The sequence below is a fragment of the Stenotrophomonas sp. NPDC077659 genome, assembly GCF_050268705.1.
Taxonomy (GTDB): domain Bacteria; phylum Pseudomonadota; class Gammaproteobacteria; order Xanthomonadales; family Xanthomonadaceae; genus Stenotrophomonas.
Window position 1 is genome coordinate 20,948 of record NZ_JBNNHG010000019.1, and the last position, 17,344, is coordinate 38,291.

A 17,344-nucleotide genomic window follows, 5' to 3' on the forward strand; every position below is an offset into this window, starting at 1 on the left:
GGCAGCAGTAGATGGATGGCATATTCAGGTGCCGGCCAGGAGCCGTTACTACGCCACTACGACAAGGATGGGCTGAATGATGCGACGTCTGCTGGTTTCGATGGGCGGTGGTGTGGCCACCGGTGCCCTGATCGCTGCAGTGACCTTCCCGTGGTTGGCCCGTACTGCCGCCATCGCCATGCCACGCACCTTCAACGTGCATCTGTGGGATGCCGTGGTGGTGTTCGGCCTTGGCGCCAGCCTGGTAGCGCTGCCGCTCACCCTGCTGGGCCTGCGCCTGACCCTGGTGCGCGGCGCCGATGTGGCGACCCTGCTGGTATCGGCCATGCTCGCGCTGGTCGTCGCCCTGAAAATGATGGACGCGCTGTACGCAGGTGCCAGCGTGCTGCTGGCGTGGGCCGTGGGCATGCTGCTGGCCGCCCTGGTACACGGTTTCTGGCGGACGTCCGCCGTGCCGCAGAGCCAGGCCATGCCTGGCTGAAGCCCGGTAGTGCCGGCCGCTGGCCGGCAACCCGGATCCTTGGCATGCCGGCCAGCGGCCGGCACTACCGGGCGGGACCGCATCCGGCACAATAGGGCCCCCGAAACCCGCCGTACCGCCATGACCGACCTTGCCCCGCAGACCCCGATCGAGACCCTGCTGAAGGCCGCGATGGACGGCGCAGTGCCGATCCGCGCCTTCATGGAGGCCTTCGTCGCGTCCGAGGTGGTGCTGCTGACCGGCAGCCTGGTCACCCCCGATGGCAGCGGTTTCGACCCGTTGCTGTTCGACAAGCAGGGCACCCTGCACGTGGCGGTGTTCACCGATCCGGCGCGGGTGGGCATCCACAGCCAGCAGGTCCCGCACCAGATCCGCTGGCTGATGCTGGACGTGCTGCGCCGCGTGCCAGGTGGCTACGGCGTGGTGGTCAACCCCGGCACCACACTGGGCTTCGATATTTCCGCCAGCGGGGTGGGCGAGATCCTGAAGGATTTCGCGCAGGGCTGATGTGCGACTGGCTTCTGTAGAGTCGAGCCATGCTCGACTGCCGTTTCCATTGAAGCCACGGCAGCCGAGCATAGGCTCGGCTCTACATTCGCTGCGACGACTCCCGCACGACCAGCTTCACCGGAATGCTCAGGCTCTCCACCGGCTGCCGGCCGATCAGCGCCAGCAGCTTCTCCACCAGCAGCTGCCCGGCCTGCTTGGTGTCCTGCTGCACCGTGGTCAGCGCCGGCGACACCGAGGCCGCCAGCGGAATATCGTCGAAGCCGGTGACCGCCACATCCTGCGGCACCCGCAGGCCCGCTTCCCGCAGTGCCCGCATCGCGCCGATGGCGATCAGGTCGCTGGCGGCGCAGATCGCATCGATGCGTTCGCCGCGCGCCAGCAGTGCCTGGCAGGCCTCCTGCCCGGACGCCTCGGTGGTGATGGCATCGTGCTGCAGCGCCGGGTCGGCGGCCAGGCCATGCGTGTGCAATGCTTCGACGTGGCCGCGGTAGCGTTCCTCGAATTCCGGGTAATGGCTGGACGCGTGGCCAAGAAAGGCGATGCGGCGGCAGCCCTGCTGCAGCAGGTGGGTGGTGATGTCATGCCCACCCTGGAAGTTGTCGCTGCCGATCGACACGCCCGGCTGGCCGGGCAGGGCCGCGCCCCAACGGACGAAATGCGTGCCCTGTTCGACCAGCCGCTGCAGGCGGTCGCGCGACTGGTGGTAGTCGCCATAGCCGAGCAGGATGATGCCGTCGGCTTTGTTGCTGTCTTCGTAGTCGGCCTGCCAGTCGGTGGACAGCTGCTGGAAGGACACCAGCAGGTCCTGTCCGTGCAGCGCGCAGGCGCGGGTGATCGAGCCCAGCATCGAGTGGAAGAACGGGTTGATCAGCGAATCGTCGTTGGTCGGGTCTTCGAAGAACAGCAGGGCCAGGGTGCCGGCGTTGCGCAGGCGCAGGCTGGAGGCGTTCTTGTCGACCTTGTAGTTCAGCTCGCGGGCGATGCGCAGGATGCGCTCGCGGGTTTCGGCGTTGACCATCGGGCTGCCGCGCAGGGCACGCGACACCGTGGGCTGGGAGACCCCGGCCAGGTGGGCGATGTCCAGGGACGTGGCTTTGCCTTTGATGGTCATGTCGAAGAAGTGCGGGCAGACCCGGCGATGATGCCACGGGTGGCCGGCGCTGGCCCCGCCTATGTCCTATGGAGCGGGGCGGCAGCCGACGCAGCGCAAGGCCCGGCGGGGGATGGGGCCACTTTCCGGCCGTCGTCGGGGGCTTTCCTGACCGGGCGCGCGGCGGCGGCGATGATAAGATGGCGCATTCCTGCATTCCCCCAAATTCAACGGGGGCCGCCCCGGCCACTGCCTCCCGTCTGGAGGACGTGCTATCACTGGCGGCCTGCCCCTGTACAACGGACGAACACACCTATGGCGCGTGGCATCAACAAAGTCATCCTGGTCGGCAACCTCGGCAACGACCCGGACGTGAAGTACACCCAGGGCGGCATGGCGATCACCCGCATCAGCCTGGCCACCACCAGCGTCCGCAAGGACAAGGACGGCAACCAGCAGGAACGCACCGAATGGCACCGCGTGGTGTTCTTCGGCAAGCTCGGCGAAATCGCTGGCGAATACCTGCGCAAGGGCAGTTCGGTCTACGTCGAAGGCAGCCTGCGCTACGACAAGTACACCGGCCAGGATGGCGTGGAGAAGTACTCCACCGACATCATCGCCGACGAAATGCAGATGCTGGGCGGCCGCGGTGATGGCGGTGGCGGCGGTGGTGGTGGTGCCAACTACGGCGGCGACCGTCCGCAGCGCCAGCAGGCCCCGCGCCAGGAGTACGGCGGTGGCGGCGGTGGCGGCGGCCAGCGTGGCGGCCAGGGCGGTGGTTACGGCAACCAGGGCGGTGGCAACCAGGGCGGCGGGTATGGCAACCAGGGTGGCAACCAGCGCCCGCAGCCGCAGCAGGCCCCGCCGATGGACGACTTCGCTGACGACGATATTCCGTTCTGATTGACGGTCTGGCGGCAGCCAGCACGCAAACCCCGGCAAGGCCCTGCGCCTGCCGGGGTTTTTTATTGGACCCTGCTGTACCGACGCCCCCTCGCTTCGGCGCCGGGTGCCAGCAGGGTAGGCGGATCGGGAAACGATGCCGATGAAGCGCCTGAACAAACCGCCCGTTCCGCCCCGGAACCGCCATGCCGATCCACTACCATGGGCCACCCCTGTGGAAGCCCTGCCATGACCGCACCCAGCCTCACCCTGCCCAAGCCGCCCGCCGCCCGCATCGCCGCCTGGCTGCTGATGCTGCTGGGCATGTGGCTGGCGCTGAAGCTGGGCCTGGTGGTCACCCTGCTGTCGGGCCTGCTGGTGTTCCAGCTGACCCATGTGCTGGCCAACAGCGTGGAAGGCAAGCTGCCGCCGGGCCGCGCGCGTGCAGTGGCGGTCATCGTGCTGTCGGCGGTCATCATCGGCGTGCTGGTGCTGGCCGGTATCGGCGTGGCGTCGTTCTTCCGCAACGAGACCGGTGGCCCCGACGTCCTGCTGGCGCGGCTGATGGACATCCTCAACACTTCGCGCCACCAGGTGCCGGCGCTGCTGCAGCCGTACATTCCCGAAGACCTGACCCGGCTGCGCGAGGCGCTGAACGAATGGGCCGCCGAACACCAGCGGCAGCTGGGCGTGGCCGGCACCTCGGTGGTGCAGGTGGGCGTACGCATCCTCATCGGCATGGTGCTGGGCGCGATGATCGCGCTGTACGACGAGCTGCCACTGCCGCACATGGGGCCGCTGGCGCAGGAGCTGATCGGCCGTACCACCCGCCTGGCGGTTGCCTTCCGCCAGGTGGTGTTCGCCCAGGTGAAGATCTCCCTGCTCAATACGCTGTTCACCGCCGTGTTCCTGCTGGGCGTGCTGCCGCTGTGCGGCGTGCACCTGCCGCTGTCGAAGACGCTGGTGCTGATCACCTTCTTGGCCGGCCTGCTGCCGGTGGTGGGCAACATCATTTCCAACACCATCATCACCATCGTGGCGCTGTCGGTGTCGTTCTACGTGGCGGTGGCGGCGCTGCTGTACCTGATCGTCATCCACAAGCTGGAGTACTTCCTCAACGCGCGCATCGTCGGCGGTGAGATCCAGGCGCGGGCGTGGGAACTGCTGCTGGCCATGCTGGTGATGGAAGCAGCGTTCGGCCTGGCCGGGCTGGTGGCCGCGCCGGTGTTCTATGCCTACCTCAAGCGCGAGCTGGTCGACCAGGGCTGGATCTGAGCGCTGACCGCCGCGGAGCGCGGCGACGGTTGTGCCGCGCAGCATGGATTTTCGTGCACCGCGTCTTGCAAAAAAAATAATTCCTCCCTTATGGTGCAATCGATTGCATTGCGGTGATTCTTCAGCGTATGTACCGGTTGGGAGGCCGGCAAGTGGATGTCCATCCATTCAGTCGAACCGGTGCCGGTGCCGGGCTTCAGCCGGCGCGACGCGCTGCGCACCGCGCTTGCGGGCGGATTGGGTCTTGGCCTGGCCGCTGCCGGTGCATTTCCCGCCACCGCCGCAACCGCACCGCTCAAGGGCAGGCTGAAGCAGTCTGTCGCCCGTTGGACGTTCCCACAGCTGTCGGTCGGCCAGTTGTGCCAGACGGTCAAGGGGATTGGCTTTGACGCAATCGACCTGGTTGGCCCGGAAGACTGGCCCACGTTGAAGGCCCATGGCATCTACAGCGCGATGTGCAACGGTGCCGAGCTGGGCCTGACCAAGGGCTTCGCGGGCAGCGACTTCCACGACGAACTGGTGGCGCGCTACACACGGCACATCGACCTGGTGGCCGATGCGGGGTATCGCAACCTGATCTGTTTCTCCGGCAACCGCAACGGCATGGACCCGCAGCAGGGCCTGGCCAATGCCGAAGCCGGGCTCAAGCGCATCCTGGGCCATGCCGAAAAGCGCGGCGTGGTGCTGGTAATGGAGCTGCTGAATTCCAAGGTCGACCACGCCGATTACCTCTGCGACCACTCAGCCTGGGGCGTGGAACTGTGCCAGCGCCTCGGCTCGGACAACTTCGGCCTGCTCTACGACATCTACCACATGCAGATCATGGAGGGCGACATCATCGCCACCATCGGTCGGCACCACGCGTGCTTCAAGCACTACCACACCGCTGGCGTGCCGGGCCGGCACGAGATCGGCGACCAGCAGGAACTGAACTATCCGGCCATCTGCCGCGCGATCCGCGGCACCGGTTTCGATGGGTATCTGGCGCAGGAGTTCATGCCTGCAGCGCCCGATCCCGTTGGCTCATTGCGCGAGGCGATCCGTCTCTGCGACGTCTGAAACGATATCCACCCAGGTGATGGACCCATGGCAGATAATCATTACGACGCCATCGTTGTTGGCTCGGGAATCAGTGGCGGTTGGGCGGCGAAGGAACTGACCGAAAAAGGTCTGAAGGTTCTGATGCTGGAACGCGGGCGCAACATCGAGCACGTGAAGGACTACGTCAGTGCGATGAAGGAGCCATGGGACTTCCCGCATCGCAACCGGCCGACCCAGGCGATGAAGGCGGCCTTCCCGGTGCTGATGCGCGACTACGCGCTGGCCGAGAACCTGGAAGGCATGTGGGCCGACGAACAGGACTCGCCCTACATCGAAACGAAGCGTTTTGACTGGTTCCGCGGTTACCACGTCGGTGGCCGTTCGCTGATGTGGGGACGGCAGAGCTATCGCTTCTCCGATCTGGATTTCGAAGCCAATCTCAAGGACGGCATCGCCACCGATTGGCCGATCCGCTATGCCGACATCGCACCGTGGTACGACCACGTGGAAAAGTTCGCCGGCATCGCCGGCACGCGCGAAGGGCTGGACGTGCTGCCTGATGGCGAGTTCCTGCCGCCCATCCCGCTGAACATCGTCGAGAAGGACGTGGCTGCACGGATCAGGAAGGCCTTTGGTGGTACCCGCCACATGATCCACTCGCGTACCGCCAACATCACCAAGCCGATGCCCGAGCAGGGCCGGGTCAATTGCCAATACCGCAACAAGTGCATCCTCGGCTGCCCCTTCGGTGCCTATTTTTCCACGCAGGCGGCCACGCTGCCCGCCGCAATGAAGACCGGCAATCTGACCCTGCGGCCGTTCTCGATCGTCAAGGAAGTGCTCTACGACAAGGACCGCAAGCGTGCGCGCGGGGTGGAAGTCCTCGACGCCGAGACCGGCCAGACCTACCAGTACACGGCCAAGGTCATCTTCCTCAATGCATCGTCGTTCAATTCGACCTGGCTGCTGATGAACTCGGCCACCGATGTCTGGGAAGGCGGGCTGGGCTCCTCGTCCGGCGAGCTCGGGCACAACGTGATGGACCATCACTTCGGGGCGGGCGCATCGGGGCGGGTCGAGGGCTACGATGACAAGTACTACTTCGGCCGTCGCCCCTGCGGTTTCTATATCCCGCGCTTCCGCAACGTGGCCACAGACAAGCGCGGCTACCTGCGCGGCTTCGGTTACCAGGGCGGTGCCAGCCGCAACGGCTGGTCGCGCGAGATCGCCGAGCTCAACATCGGTGCCGATCTGAAGGAAGCGCTGAGCCAGCCCGGCGACTGGCGCATCGGCATGACCGGCTTTGGCGAGATGCTGCCGCACCACGACAATACGATCCGCCTGGACCACGAACGCAGGGACAAGTGGGGCTTGCCGGTGCTGGCCATGGACGTGGCCATGCGCGAGAACGAAAAAGCGATGCGCAAGGACATGGCCGCCGATGCGGCCGAGATGCTGGAAGCCGCCGGCGTCAAGGACGTGGAGACGCACGACAACGACTACGCGCCGGGCAAGGGCATCCATGAAATGGGCACCGCACGCATGGGCCGTGACCGGAAGACCTCGGTCCTCAACGCCAACAACCAGGTCTGGGACGCGCCCAACGTGTATGTCACCGACGGTGCCTGCATGACCTCCAGTGCCTGCGTGAATCCATCGCTGACCTACATGGCGCTGACCGCGCGGGCCGCCGACCACGCCGTGCGCGAACTGAAAGCGGGGAACCTGTGATGGACCGCCGTGAACTGCTGAAGATGATTGTCGCCGCCACCGGTGCGGCGATGGTCGGCCTGCCTGCGCTGGCCAGTGCCAAGCTGCCGGCCGCGACGCCAAGCGCCGGCTTTTCCGAAGCCGAGGTCGCCACGCTCGATGAGATCGCCGAGACCATCCTGCCGCGGACCCGCACCCCCGGCGCGAAGGATGCGGCCACTGGCGCCTTCATGGCGCGGTTCGTCAGCGACTGCTACACCGCCCAGCAGCAGGCGACGTTCCGTGCCGGCCTGGCGGACATCGACAAACGTGCGGGCGGCCACTTCGTTGCGCTGACGCAGGAAGCGCGGACCCAGCTGCTGCGTACGCTGGACGCCCAGGCCCGCAAGCGTGCGGTGGAGGTGAGCGAGACCGGCACCGCTGAGGGCTCGAAGGCGATGCTGCATCCATTCACGATGATCAAGCAGCTGGCCATCTTCGGCTTGTTCACCTCGAAGCCAGGCGCCACGGAAGTGCTGAAATACGTCGCCGTGCCCGGCCGCTACGACGGCGACATGGCCTACACGCCCGGTACGCCGGCCTGGGCCACCAGCTGATGGAGCACCAAACGATGACCCGATTTCTGATGATGGCGATGGGAGCGCTGGCGGTGATGCCGGCGTTCGCACAGGCCGACCCCGAGCGTGATCCTGCAAAGACCGAGGTCTGGGCGCCCGTGGCTGACGTCGCCACGCCCCCGGGCGCAGCACCGTCAGACGCCATCGTGTTGTTCGATGGCAGGGACGTGTCGGCCTGGGAGGCAGAACAGGGCGGGCGCGTGCCGTGGACGGTGGCCGACGGTGCGATGACCGTGGTTCCCGGCAGCAAGGGCATCCGCACCCGCCAGCGCTTCTGCGATATCCAGCTGCATGTCGAGTGGCGCACGCCCACCGACACGAAGGGCTTCGATGGCCAGAACCGCGGCAACAGCGGCATCTTCCTGCAGGAGCTGTATGAGCTGCAGGTGCTCGACAGCTACCGCAACCCGACCTACGCCAACGGCCAGGCCGGTTCGATCTACAAGCAGGCCATGCCGCGGGTGAACGCCGCGCGCGCGCCGGGCCAGTGGCAGGCGTACGACATCATCTGGAAAGCGCCGCGCTTCTCGGCCGGCGGCGGGCTGACTTCGCCGGCCCGCATCACCGTGCTGCACAACGGTGTGCTGGTGCAGGACGACACCGTACTGGCAGGAAAGACCGAGTACATCGGTGCACCGTCGTACTCGTCCCATGGATGCGCGCCGCTGTATCTGCAGGAACACGCATCGAAGGTCAGCTACCGCAACATCTGGGTGCGCGAGCTGTAACGCGCGCCTACTTCGCCAGGTAGCTGGCGAGGTCATCGATCTCCTGCGGTGACAGCTGGGAGAAGGGCGGCATCAGGCCGCCGCCCTTGCTGATCTTTTCCTTGATCTGCGCAGGCGGCAGGCGTTTGCCGATGTCGGTGAGCGCGGGGAACGCGCCGGGCATGCCCGCACGGTCAGCACCATGGCAGGCCACGCAGTTCGCTGCGTACAGCTTGGCGCCGGCAACAGGATCTTCCTTGCTCCATGCCGGCAACGCATGCGTTGCCGCGCACAGGCTCAGGGCCAGGGTCAGGAAAGTTTTCAAGCAGGGCTCCTTTTGCGGGCTAGCGCGGTGCGCGGGCGGGCGGGCGGGGCGGCGGTCAGGTGCTGGCGCAGGTAGTCGGCGCCGGTCTGGATGACCTTGGCCGGATCACGCGGTTGGTCGTGCTCGACGATGTACCACTGCACGCCGGCAGCGGCGGCGGACGGCAGGATCGCGTTCCAGTCGAGCACGCCCTGGCCGACGGCAGCGAAGCCGCCTTCGTCCTCGGCCTGGCCTTTGGGTGCATTGTCCTTGGCATGCACCGCAAACACGCGGCCGCGGAACTTGCCCAGCATCACCGCCGGGTCGTGGCCGGAGCGGGCCACCCAGGCCAGGTCCAGTTCGGTCTGCAGGCCGGGCCCTGCCGCATCGAACAGCAGTTCCAGTCCCGTACGCCCATTGAAGTCGACCAGTTCGAAATCGTGGTTGTGGTAGGCCAGGCGCATGCCCTTGGCGCGCACGCGTTCGGCGATGCGCCCCAGTTCCTTGCCCAACGCCGCCCAGCCGGCCGCATCGGTTGGCCGGTCCTTGCTGTCCAGGTAGGGCACCACCAGCGTGGTATTGCCGATGGCACGGTTGAAGGCCACCGCGCCATCGAGGTCATTGCGCAGATCGGCCAGTGCGGTGTGCGAGGAAATCGCCTTGATCCCGTACTTGTCGAGCAGCTGCTTGAGCTCGGCCGCGCTGACGTTCTGCGTGCCCACCGTTTCCACCGCGCGCACGCCCGCGTCGTGGACGATCTTCAATTGCTGGTCGAGCGTGCCGGCGTTGCGCAGCGTGTACATCTGCACCGCGATGGGCTTGCCCGCATCGCCCGTGTCCGCAGCGAAGGCGGGCAGGGTGGCGAACAGCAGCAGTGCGAGGCTGGCGATCCTGCGTGTTGGTGCCTTCATCCGTAGATCCTCCCTGGGTTCATTTGAGGGTGGTCCAGGCGCGCGACCTGGCCGATGCAATGACGCGGTCGACAATGAGCGCCGAGCGCACGCCGTCTTCAAAGGTGGGCAGGCCCTGCGGCGTCGCACCGTCGATGGCGCGATAGGTATCAGCGACGAACGCCTCGAAGCACTGCGCGTAGCCCTGTGCATGGCCTGGCGGCAGGGCCGACAACCGGCGTTGTTCGGCACTGCCGGCACCGGGCCCACGCACGAAGGTTTCCTCACGCTGGTCGGGCCGGCCGATCCACAGGCGCTCGGGATCTTCCTGGTTGAAGGCCACGCTGGCCTTGGCGCCATCGATCTCGAACCACAGGCGGTTGTGGCGCCCGGCCGAGACCTGGCTGACGGTCAGCGAGGCCAGCGTGCCTGCGCCGGTGCGGAACATCGCCGCTGCGACGTCCTCGCTGGACACTGCCTGCATCGCGCCGCCGGCTGCCGGTGTGCTGAAACTCTGTGCGCCTTGCGCACCGCGCTGGGCGATCACCGTGGCGAACGCCGCGCTGACCTCGGTGAAGCGCTCACCGCTGACCCATTCCACCAGGTCGCACCAGTGCGAGCCGATATCGGCGAACACGCGTGAGGTGCCGCCGAGCGTCGGGTCAACGCGCCAGTTGTTGCTGGCAGGATCCAGCAGCCAGTCCTGCAGGTAGCTGCCGTGGATGAGATGCAGGGGTCCCAGCTCGCCATCGGCGATGCGTGCGCGGGCCTCGCGGACCACCGGGTGGTAACGGTAGACGAAGGGCACCGTGGCGATCAGCCCGCGCGATGCCGCCAGCGCCGCCAATGACGTCGCATCTTCCAGCGTGGTGGCCAGCGGCTTTTCGCAGATCACGTGCTTGCCCGCTTCCAGCGCGGCCTGCGCCATCGGCCGATGCAGGTGGTTGGGTGTGCACACGTGCACGACCTGGACCTGCGGATCGGCGATCAGCGCTTCGATATCGGGATAGGCCTGCGGCACGTTCCAGGCCTGCGCCACCTCCCGCGCGCGCTGCGGTGAAGACGCGGCCACGCCGCGGACCTCGGCACCGGCCAGTAGTGCCGCGCGGCGGTGCACCGCCGCGATCATACCGGTGCCGACGATGGCGATTGCAAGCTTGGGCATCGGCGCTGTCCTCAACGTGTGGTGGCGGCAGTCGCGGCAGCCGGGCGGTCGCGGAACAGCAGCAGGAAGGCGACCAGCACCACCAGCGCGACGCCCGCCGGGAACAGCCAGATCTGCTGCCAGTCCGGCCCTGCAGCGGTGGTGTAGTGCTCGACCACCGCACCGGACAGGAAGGTGCCGATCAGCATGCCCACGCCGTAGGTGGCCAGGGTGATGAAGCCCTGCGCGCTGCTGCGTGCGTCAGGGCCCGCGTGTGCATCGGTGTAGATCTGCCCGGTGACGAAGAAGAAGTCGTAGCAGATGCCGTGCAGCACGATGCCGATGACCAGCAGGGAGAAGCCGCCGCCGGCATCGCCGAAGGCGAACAGGGAATAGCGCACCACCCACGCGGCCATGCCCACGGCCAGCATGGTTTTCACCCCCAGCCGCACGAACAGGAACGGCATGGCCAGCATCAGCAGTACTTCGGACACCTGGCCCAGCGACTGCAGGCCGGCCGCGCCGCGCACGCCCAGGTCGTTGAGGTACGGGTTGGTGAAGTTGTAGTAGAACGACAGCGGGATGCAGATGGCGATGGACGCCAGGAAGAACACCAGATAGGCGCGCGACTTCAGCAGGCGCAGCGAATCCAGGCCAAGGATCTGACCCAGGCCGGCGTCGCGCTGCTTGGCCAGAGGCGGCGTGTGCGGCAGGGTGAAGGCATACAGGCCCAGCAGCAGCGATGCCAGCGCGGCCATCTGGAAGGTCAGTTCAAGCTGGTGTGCCTGTTCCCAGCCCAGCCAGCCGATCAGCACGCCGGCGATGATCCAGCCGATGCTGCCGGCCACGCGCACCAGCGGGAACTGTTTCTCGGGCGACTGCATGTGTCGCATCGCCACGCTGTTGGCCAGCGCCAGGGTCGGCATGAACAGCAGCATGTAGCCCATGACGCAGGCGGAAAACGCGCTGAAGCTGGTGGCCGTGGACGCCAGCCACAGCAGCACCGCCCCGGCCAGGTGCAGTACCGCGAGAATGCGTTGCGCGGCAAAGTAGCGGTCGGCGATCAGGCCGACCAGGAAAGGCGCGACGATCGCACCGATGGACTGGCTGAGGAAGGCCGTGGCCACCTGGCTGGCGCTGGCCTGCAGCGGGCCCTGCACCAGGTAGGTGCCGAGGGTCACGAACCACGCTCCCCAGATGAAGAACTGCAGAAACATCATCGCGCCCAAGCGCGACATGGCGTGCGTCATGGCTTGCCCTCCCGGGGCGGTGTCAACTCAGATGCCCAGCATGCGGTGCAGTGATGCAGCGTCGGTGCCGCTGTCGGCGAAGTCGTCGAAGGCGCGCCCGGTCACCCGGATGATGTGGTCGCGGATGAAGGCAGCGCCCTCCCGTGCGCCGTCCTCGGGGTGCTTCAGGCAGCACTCCCATTCCAGCACCGCCCAGCCGGGGAAGTCGTACTGCGCGAACTTCGAGAAGATCGCCTTGAAATCGACCTGGCCATCACCGGGCGAGCGGAACCGGCCCGGGCGGTCGATCCAGTCCTGGTAGCCGCCATACACGCCGCTGCGGGCACTGGCGTGGTACTCCGCATCCTTGACGTGGAAGATGCCGATGCGCGGGTGGTAGCGGTCGATGAAGCCCAGGTAGTCCATCTGCTGCAGCAGCAGGTGGCTGGGGTCGTACAGGATCTTCGCGCGCGGATGCTGGTCGACCACCTCGAGGAAGCGTTCGAAGGTCGCGCCGTCGTGCAGGTCTTCGCCGGGGTGGATCTCGAAACACAGGTCCACGCCGCAGGCATCGAATGCATCCAGGATCGGCCGCCAGCGGCGGCCCAGTTCGGCGAAGGCTTCCTCCACCAGGCCCGGCGGGCGCTGCGGCCAGGGATACAGATACGGCCAGGCCAGCGCACCGGAGAACGTGGCATGTGCGGTCAGCCCCAGCCGCTGGCTGGCCTGCGCCGCCAGCATCAGCTGATCCACCGCCCAGGCCTGGCGGGCGTCGGGCCTGCCACGCACGTCCACCGGGGCGAATCCGTCAAACAGGCTGTCATAGGCGGGGTGGACCGCGACCAGCTGGCCCTGCAGGTGGGTCGACAGTTCGGTGATCTGCAGGCCATGCCCGGCCAGCATGCCGGCCACGTCGTCGCAGTAGGTCTGGCTGCGCGCGGCCTCGGCCAGATCGAACAGGTGGGGCGCAGTGGTGGGAATTTGTAGGCCAGAATAGCCCAGACCCGCAGCCCATCCGGCCAGCGTGTCCAGTCGATCAAAAGGAGCTTTGTCGCCGATGAACTGCGCCAGGAACAGCGCTGGACCCTTGAGCGTTTTCAAGGTGATTCACCTCGCATGCAATCGATTGCATTACCCTAGCATGGGCTTTCCGCAGACCCGTTGTGCAGTGCACAGCGCACAGACGAGCTGAGAACATGGCAACCATCTACGACATCGCCAGGCACGTGGGCGTCTCCGCCGGCACGGTGTCGCGGGCCTTGTCACGGCCGGACAAAGTGCTGCCGGCCACGCGCGCGCGCATCGAGCAGGCGGCCGCCACGCTGGGCTATGTGCCCAACACGGTGGCCAGAACGCTGAAGACCCAGCGCAGTGGCAAGATCCTGGTGACGGTGCCGGACATCGCCAACCCGTTCTTCGCGCAGATCCTGCAGGGCGCCGAAGAGGCCGCGCAGGCGGCCGGCTACGCCGTGCTGCTGGGCGACACCCAGCACCAGCCCGACCGTGAGGAACGCTACGCGCAGATGCTCCGGCGCAACGAGGCCGATGGCCTGATCGTGCTGGGGCATCGGCTGCCGCCCACCGCGCGCGAGATCGTGCGCGCGCTGGGCGCGGCCGCGCCGGTGGTCAACGGCTGCGAATTCGATCCAGCGCTGGGCATTCCCAGTGTGCACATCGACAACGTTGCGGCCGCACGCGCGGTGATGGAGCACCTGTATGGGCTGGGCCACGAGCGCATCGCCGTGGTCGGCGGGCCGCCGGACAATCCGCTGCACCAGCAACGGCTGGAAGGGGTGCGCAGTGCGGGCAAAGCGCGCGGCCGGCTGCGCAGCCTGCGCGTCGTGCCGGGTGATTTCTCGCTGGAATCGGGCCACGCTGCCGCAACGGCACTGCTGTCTGGCCCGCAGCCACCGACCGCCGTGTTCTGTTTCAGCGACCAGATGGCACTGGGTGCGCTGGCGGCCTGCCGCGACCTGGGCATCGGCGTGCCGCAGGAACTGTCCATCGTCGGCTTTGATGATCTCGCCTCATCCCGCTTCCTGACACCGCCGTTGACGACCATCCGCCAGCCCATGCGCGACATCGGTGCCCGCGCGGTCACTCTGTTGCTGGCCATCATCGAGCGGGTGGATGTCCCGCTGCAGCAGACACTGGATTTCAGCCTGATGCTGCGCGGGTCGACGGCTGCGCCTCATCAAGCGGTAGTGCCGAGCGTTGCCCGGCGAGTGTGAAGGCCGCGGCAGTACCACTGCACAGCAGGGTCACTGCCTGCGGCGGACGCTGGGCGCTCTTCCACCTGGACGCCGCACATGACCACGCTCACCCTGCCCGAACTTGCAAAGAAGATGGCCGGCATCGATTTCGCGATGCTGCAGACCCACGCCGCTGGCGGCATTGATGGCCGGCCGATGAGCAACAACGGCGACGTCGACTACGACGGTGACAGTTGGTTCTTCGCCCTGCAGAGCACCGACATGGTGCGCCAGATCGAAGCCGATCCGAACGTCGCGCTGGGCTTCACCGGCAGCAAGTCATTGCTGGGCAAGCCGCCGCTGTTCGTCCATGTCAAAGGCCGGGGCGCGATCATCCGCGAACGCGGTGTGCTGGCCCAGCACTGGGTCAAGGACCTGGAACGCTGGTTCGAGCAGGGCGTGGATACGCCGGGGCTGGTACTGATACACGTCCGTGCAGATCGACTTCATTACTGGGACGGCGAAGACGAGGGTGAAATCGTCGTCTAGGCGCAGTGCAGGGGGCCGGTGAGCGAGACCGGCATGACCCAGCGATACCGCGACCTGCGCCCTCGTTCCAGCGCCCCCGTTCCAGCGCCTCATTTTTTGCCCGCGGCGCGATTCATCCACCGCGCCCGGATGTGGTATATCGTTTATCGATAAATCCATCCCGGGCGGCAAGGCTGCCCCACACCGGAGGCTGCTTGACCGCTCGTCCCGCCCGCGCCGAACCCGCGCGAGGCTTGTTCACCCTGGCCCAGACCACCGTGCAGGCTGTACGGGCGATGTGCTGGCTGGGCATCCTGGCCGCGCTGCTGGCCGTGCCCTTGGTGGCCTACGACCGTCGCTGGCTGCTGGACAGCGTGCATGACGCGCACGCCGCCGCCGTCCACGGCAGCGATCTGTTCCTGCATTTCTGCATCGGCCTGGGCAGCATCGTTGCCCTGCTGGTGCTGTGCCTGGTGTTCCTGCGGCATCTGGCGCGGCTGCTGCGCTCGGCGGCCGGCGCCCGCCCGTTCACCCATGCCAATGCACAGCGCCTGCAGCGCATGGCCTGGCTGATGCTGGCGATGGAAGTGCTGTCGATCATCATCGGTGTGTACGCGTCCTGGATGGGGCCGGATTTCGCCTGGATGGAGGTCGGCGGCGGGATGTCCATCACCGGCCTGGTCGCGGTGCTGATGCTGTTCGTGCTGGCCCGCGTGTTCGCGGTGGGCGCTGCGATGCGTGATGACCTCGACGGTGTCATCTGATGGCGATCGTCATCACACTCGACCGCATGCTGCAGGAACGGGGCATGACCCTGTCCGAGCTGGCCGGGCGCATCGACATCACCCTGGCCAACCTGTCCATCCTCAAGACCGGCAAGGCACGCGCCATCCGTTTTTCCACTCTGGATGCGATCTGCCGCGAGCTGCAGTGCACGCCGGGCGACCTGCTCGGGCACGACCCGCTGCACGCGCAGGATGATGACTGAACCTCTTTTCTCCCCTTACCTCATGAACAAACGGACCCGAAATGGAATGGTTGGCTGACCCCTCGATCTGGATGGGCCTTGCGACCCTGATCGTGCTTGAGATCGTGCTGGGCATCGACAATCTGGTGTTCATCGCGATCCTGGCCGACAAGCTGCCGCCGCACCAGCGTGACCGCGCGCGGGTGATCGGCCTGAGCCTGGCCCTGCTGATGCGCCTGGTGCTGTTGGCCGCGCTGGCCTGGATCATGAAACTGACCGAGCCGCTGCTGACGCTGTTTGATCACAGCTTCTCCGGGCGCGACCTGATCCTGCTGGGCGGTGGCCTGTTCCTGCTGTTCAAGGGCACCATGGAACTGCATGAGCGGCTGGAAGGCCGCGAACACCACGAAAACGGCAAGAAGGTCTACGCCAGCTTCGCGATGGTGGTGGCACAGATCGTGGTGCTCGACGCGGTGTTCTCGCTGGATTCGGTGATCACCGCCGTCGGCATGGTCGACAACCTGGGCGTGATGTACGCCGCGGTGACCATCGCCATGGTGCTGATGCTGCTGGCCAGCAAGCCGCTGACCCGCTTCGTCAACAAGCATCCCACCGTGGTCGTTCTCTGCCTGGGCTTCCTGCTGATGATCGGCTTCAGCCTGGTGGCCGAGGGCCTGGGCTACAAGATTCCGAAGGGCTATCTGTACGCGGCCATCGCATTCTCGATCCTGGTGGAAGCCTTCAACCAGTGGGTGCGCTTCAACCGCGAGCGCAACGAGCGCCGCCAGCCGTTCCGCCAGCGCACCGCCGATGCGGTGCTGCGCATGCTGGGTGCACGCCCGGCCAATGGCCACGATGACGCCGGCGAAGAGGAGCACGGTGATGCGGAGGAGCGCCTGCAGCCGGCCGAGCACGAGATGATCCGCAGCGTACTGGGGCTGGCCGACCGGCCGGTGTCGAGCGTGATGACGGTGCGTGCCGACGTGCAGTGGATCGATCTGGCGCGTGGCCATGATGACGTGGTCGCGCGCCTGGTGGCGTCGCCGCATACGCGCCTGCTGGTAGGCGAGGGCGACCTGGACAGCCTGCGCGGCGTGGTGCAGAGCCGCGACCTGCTGGCCGACCTGCTGCAGGGGCGGCCGCTGCAGCTGGAAAGCAACCTGCGTGCGCCGCAGTACGTGCTGTCCAGCGCCAGTGCGCTGCAGGCGCTGGAACTGATCCGCCAGCACCCGGTGCCGCTGGCGGTGGCCGTGGACGAGTACGGCAGCGTGGAAGGCCTGGTGACCGCCAATGACCTGCTGGCGGCGATTGCCGGTGACCTGGCCGATACCCAGGACGAGCGCTATGGCGTGGTGGCGCAGGGCGAGGACCAGTGGGAAGCCGACGGCGCGCTGACCCTGGATGACCTGCAGCGCCTTGCAGGTGTGTCGCTGCCGCGCAGCAGCGATTACATGACTATTTCCGGTCTGGTGCTGGACCAGCTGGGTCGGCTGCCGGACGAAGGCGATGCCGTGGACGTGGCCGACGTACGCATCACGGTGCTGGCCATGGAGAAACGCCGCATTGCCCGCCTGCGCGTGCAAAGGCTGGCGCAGCCGTAACGCGCGCCTGCCTCTTGTAGAGCCGAGCCCACGCTCGGCTGATTTTGCCTTCTGTAGAGCCGAGCCCATGCTCGGCTGTTTTTCCCGCAGCCGAGCATGGGCTCGGCTCTACAGTTGGTGTAGCCGAGCATGGGCTCGGCTCTACAGTTGGTGTAGCCGAGCATGGGCTCGGCTCT

Annotated in this window: 19 protein-coding genes; 13 read left to right on the forward strand and 6 right to left on the reverse strand. The window is 66.7% G+C overall.

The features are described from left to right. Nucleotides 1–76 precede the first annotated feature (76 nt). Both ACQKDV_RS04860 and ACQKDV_RS04865 read left to right on the forward strand, forming a co-directional pair. Nucleotides 77–481 (forward strand): hypothetical protein, encoded by a 405-nt coding sequence (locus ACQKDV_RS04860; RefSeq protein ID WP_427782659.1) that lies wholly within the window; start codon nucleotides 77–79, stop codon nucleotides 479–481. A 120-nt stretch (nucleotides 482–601) separates the two neighbouring features. After that, on the forward strand, nucleotides 602–988 hold the full coding sequence (locus tag ACQKDV_RS04865; protein WP_427782660.1) for an SseB family protein: 387 nt from the start codon (nucleotides 602–604) through the stop codon (nucleotides 986–988). An 82-nt stretch (nucleotides 989–1,070) separates the two neighbouring features. On the opposite strand, the gene ACQKDV_RS04870 is transcribed toward ACQKDV_RS04865, so the two are convergent. Beyond that, a complete protein-coding gene (locus ACQKDV_RS04870; RefSeq protein WP_427782661.1) occupies nucleotides 1,071–2,102 on the reverse strand; it encodes a LacI family DNA-binding transcriptional regulator in 1,032 nt (343 codons plus the stop codon). 294 nt (nucleotides 2,103–2,396) lie between these two features. On the opposite strand from ACQKDV_RS04870, the gene ACQKDV_RS04875 reads away from it, so the two are divergent. The 6 genes from ACQKDV_RS04875 to ACQKDV_RS04900 all read left to right on the forward strand — a co-directional run bounded on the left by ACQKDV_RS04875 (nucleotide 2,397) and on the right by ACQKDV_RS04900 (nucleotide 8,334). Further along, on the forward strand, nucleotides 2,397–2,984 hold the full coding sequence (locus tag ACQKDV_RS04875; RefSeq protein WP_427782662.1) for a single-stranded DNA-binding protein: 588 nt from the start codon (nucleotides 2,397–2,399) through the stop codon (nucleotides 2,982–2,984). A 228-nt stretch (nucleotides 2,985–3,212) separates the two neighbouring features. After that, nucleotides 3,213–4,238, forward strand: coding sequence for an AI-2E family transporter (locus ACQKDV_RS04880; protein WP_427782663.1), 1,026 nt, complete (start codon nucleotides 3,213–3,215; stop codon nucleotides 4,236–4,238). Nucleotides 4,239–4,394: 156 nt separating this feature from the next. Continuing rightward, nucleotides 4,395–5,297 (forward strand): hydroxypyruvate isomerase family protein, encoded by a 903-nt coding sequence (locus ACQKDV_RS04885; protein ID WP_427782664.1) that lies wholly within the window; start codon nucleotides 4,395–4,397, stop codon nucleotides 5,295–5,297. 27 nt (nucleotides 5,298–5,324) lie between these two features. Further along, nucleotides 5,325–7,010 carry a GMC oxidoreductase gene (locus tag ACQKDV_RS04890; RefSeq protein ID WP_427782665.1) on the forward strand — a complete coding sequence of 562 codons (1,686 nt, stop codon included), beginning with the start codon at nucleotides 5,325–5,327 and terminating at the stop codon, nucleotides 7,008–7,010. Further along, entirely contained in the window at nucleotides 7,010–7,585 is a 576-nt protein-coding gene (locus tag ACQKDV_RS04895) for a gluconate 2-dehydrogenase subunit 3 family protein (RefSeq protein WP_427782666.1), read from the forward strand. Before ACQKDV_RS04890 ends, ACQKDV_RS04895 begins: the two co-directional genes overlap by 1 nt. Before the next feature lie 14 nt (nucleotides 7,586–7,599). Beyond that, nucleotides 7,600–8,334 (forward strand): 3-keto-disaccharide hydrolase, encoded by a 735-nt coding sequence (locus ACQKDV_RS04900; RefSeq protein ID WP_427782667.1) that lies wholly within the window; start codon nucleotides 7,600–7,602, stop codon nucleotides 8,332–8,334. Nucleotides 8,335–8,341: 7 nt separating this feature from the next. Here the strand turns inward: ACQKDV_RS04900 and ACQKDV_RS04905 are convergent, their stop codons facing one another. The 5 genes from ACQKDV_RS04905 to ACQKDV_RS04925 are packed head-to-tail and all read right to left on the reverse strand — an operon-like array spanning nucleotide 8,342 to nucleotide 12,981. Beyond that, nucleotides 8,342–8,638, reverse strand: coding sequence for a c-type cytochrome (locus tag ACQKDV_RS04905; protein WP_427782668.1), 297 nt, complete (start codon nucleotides 8,636–8,638; stop codon nucleotides 8,342–8,344). Next, the gene (locus tag ACQKDV_RS04910) at nucleotides 8,635–9,528 is read right to left on the reverse strand and encodes a sugar phosphate isomerase/epimerase family protein (protein ID WP_427782669.1); all 894 of its coding nucleotides are present in this window, start codon (nucleotides 9,526–9,528) and stop codon (nucleotides 8,635–8,637) included. Before ACQKDV_RS04910 ends, ACQKDV_RS04905 begins: the two co-directional genes overlap by 4 nt. A gap of 19 nt (nucleotides 9,529–9,547) precedes the next feature. After that, a complete protein-coding gene (locus ACQKDV_RS04915; protein ID WP_427782670.1) occupies nucleotides 9,548–10,672 on the reverse strand; it encodes a Gfo/Idh/MocA family protein in 1,125 nt (374 codons plus the stop codon). Between the two features lie 11 nt (nucleotides 10,673–10,683). After that, nucleotides 10,684–11,901 (reverse strand): MFS transporter, encoded by a 1,218-nt coding sequence (locus ACQKDV_RS04920; RefSeq protein WP_427782671.1) that lies wholly within the window; start codon nucleotides 11,899–11,901, stop codon nucleotides 10,684–10,686. A gap of 27 nt (nucleotides 11,902–11,928) precedes the next feature. Beyond that, complete coding sequence (locus ACQKDV_RS04925; RefSeq protein ID WP_427782672.1) at nucleotides 11,929–12,981, reverse strand: sugar phosphate isomerase/epimerase family protein; 1,053 nt, start codon at nucleotides 12,979–12,981, stop codon at nucleotides 11,929–11,931. A 95-nt stretch (nucleotides 12,982–13,076) separates the two neighbouring features. On the opposite strand from ACQKDV_RS04925, the gene ACQKDV_RS04930 reads away from it, so the two are divergent. The 5 genes from ACQKDV_RS04930 to ACQKDV_RS04950 all read left to right on the forward strand — a co-directional run bounded on the left by ACQKDV_RS04930 (nucleotide 13,077) and on the right by ACQKDV_RS04950 (nucleotide 17,168). Continuing rightward, nucleotides 13,077–14,111: a LacI family DNA-binding transcriptional regulator gene (locus ACQKDV_RS04930; RefSeq protein WP_427782673.1), complete on the forward strand. Its 1,035-nt coding sequence runs from the start codon at nucleotides 13,077–13,079 to the stop codon at nucleotides 14,109–14,111. Between the two features lie 78 nt (nucleotides 14,112–14,189). After that, nucleotides 14,190–14,621, forward strand: a complete 432-nt coding sequence (locus ACQKDV_RS04935) for a pyridoxamine 5'-phosphate oxidase family protein (protein WP_427782674.1) — start codon at nucleotides 14,190–14,192, stop codon at nucleotides 14,619–14,621. Nucleotides 14,622–14,896: 275 nt separating this feature from the next. Then, the gene (locus tag ACQKDV_RS04940; protein WP_427782678.1) at nucleotides 14,897–15,364 is read left to right on the forward strand and encodes a DUF2975 domain-containing protein; all 468 of its coding nucleotides are present in this window, start codon (nucleotides 14,897–14,899) and stop codon (nucleotides 15,362–15,364) included. After that, nucleotides 15,364–15,588 carry a helix-turn-helix domain-containing protein gene (locus tag ACQKDV_RS04945; RefSeq protein WP_427782675.1) on the forward strand — a complete coding sequence of 75 codons (225 nt, stop codon included), beginning with the start codon at nucleotides 15,364–15,366 and terminating at the stop codon, nucleotides 15,586–15,588. The genes ACQKDV_RS04940 and ACQKDV_RS04945 overlap by 1 nt, the downstream gene beginning before the upstream one ends. Nucleotides 15,589–15,629: 41 nt before the next feature. Beyond that, nucleotides 15,630–17,168, forward strand: a complete 1,539-nt coding sequence (locus ACQKDV_RS04950; protein ID WP_427782676.1) for a TerC family protein — start codon at nucleotides 15,630–15,632, stop codon at nucleotides 17,166–17,168. Nucleotides 17,169–17,344: the final 176 nt, after the last annotated feature.

What these genes read in the sequence shown, in the direction of transcription:
- ACQKDV_RS04875 (WP_427782662.1), top strand. Translation starts at nt 2,397, where the DNA reads ATGGCGCGTGGCATCAACAAAGTCATCCTGGTCGGCAACCTCGGCAAC.
- ACQKDV_RS04900 (WP_427782667.1), top strand. Translation starts at nt 7,600, where the DNA reads ATGACCCGATTTCTGATGATGGCGATGGGAGCGCTGGCGGTGATGCCG.
- ACQKDV_RS04885 (WP_427782664.1), top strand. Translation starts at nt 4,395, where the DNA reads ATGTCCATCCATTCAGTCGAACCGGTGCCGGTGCCGGGCTTCAGCCGG.
- ACQKDV_RS04895 (WP_427782666.1), top strand. Translation starts at nt 7,010, where the DNA reads ATGGACCGCCGTGAACTGCTGAAGATGATTGTCGCCGCCACCGGTGCG.
- ACQKDV_RS04865 (WP_427782660.1), top strand. Translation starts at nt 602, where the DNA reads ATGACCGACCTTGCCCCGCAGACCCCGATCGAGACCCTGCTGAAGGCC.
- ACQKDV_RS04870 (WP_427782661.1), bottom strand. Translation starts at nt 2,102, where the DNA reads ATGACCATCAAAGGCAAAGCCACGTCCCTGGACATCGCCCACCTGGCC.
- ACQKDV_RS04935 (WP_427782674.1), top strand. Translation starts at nt 14,190, where the DNA reads ATGACCACGCTCACCCTGCCCGAACTTGCAAAGAAGATGGCCGGCATC.
- ACQKDV_RS04880 (WP_427782663.1), top strand. Translation starts at nt 3,213, where the DNA reads ATGACCGCACCCAGCCTCACCCTGCCCAAGCCGCCCGCCGCCCGCATC.
- ACQKDV_RS04860 (WP_427782659.1), top strand. Translation starts at nt 77, where the DNA reads ATGATGCGACGTCTGCTGGTTTCGATGGGCGGTGGTGTGGCCACCGGT.
- ACQKDV_RS04890 (WP_427782665.1), top strand. Translation starts at nt 5,325, where the DNA reads ATGGCAGATAATCATTACGACGCCATCGTTGTTGGCTCGGGAATCAGT.
- ACQKDV_RS04915 (WP_427782670.1), bottom strand. Translation starts at nt 10,672, where the DNA reads ATGCCCAAGCTTGCAATCGCCATCGTCGGCACCGGTATGATCGCGGCG.
- ACQKDV_RS04920 (WP_427782671.1), bottom strand. Translation starts at nt 11,901, where the DNA reads ATGACGCACGCCATGTCGCGCTTGGGCGCGATGATGTTTCTGCAGTTC.
- ACQKDV_RS04950 (WP_427782676.1), top strand. Translation starts at nt 15,630, where the DNA reads ATGGAATGGTTGGCTGACCCCTCGATCTGGATGGGCCTTGCGACCCTG.
- ACQKDV_RS04945 (WP_427782675.1), top strand. Translation starts at nt 15,364, where the DNA reads ATGGCGATCGTCATCACACTCGACCGCATGCTGCAGGAACGGGGCATG.
- ACQKDV_RS04940 (WP_427782678.1), top strand. Translation starts at nt 14,897, where the DNA reads ATGTGCTGGCTGGGCATCCTGGCCGCGCTGCTGGCCGTGCCCTTGGTG.
- ACQKDV_RS04910 (WP_427782669.1), bottom strand. Translation starts at nt 9,528, where the DNA reads ATGAAGGCACCAACACGCAGGATCGCCAGCCTCGCACTGCTGCTGTTC.
- ACQKDV_RS04930 (WP_427782673.1), top strand. Translation starts at nt 13,077, where the DNA reads ATGGCAACCATCTACGACATCGCCAGGCACGTGGGCGTCTCCGCCGGC.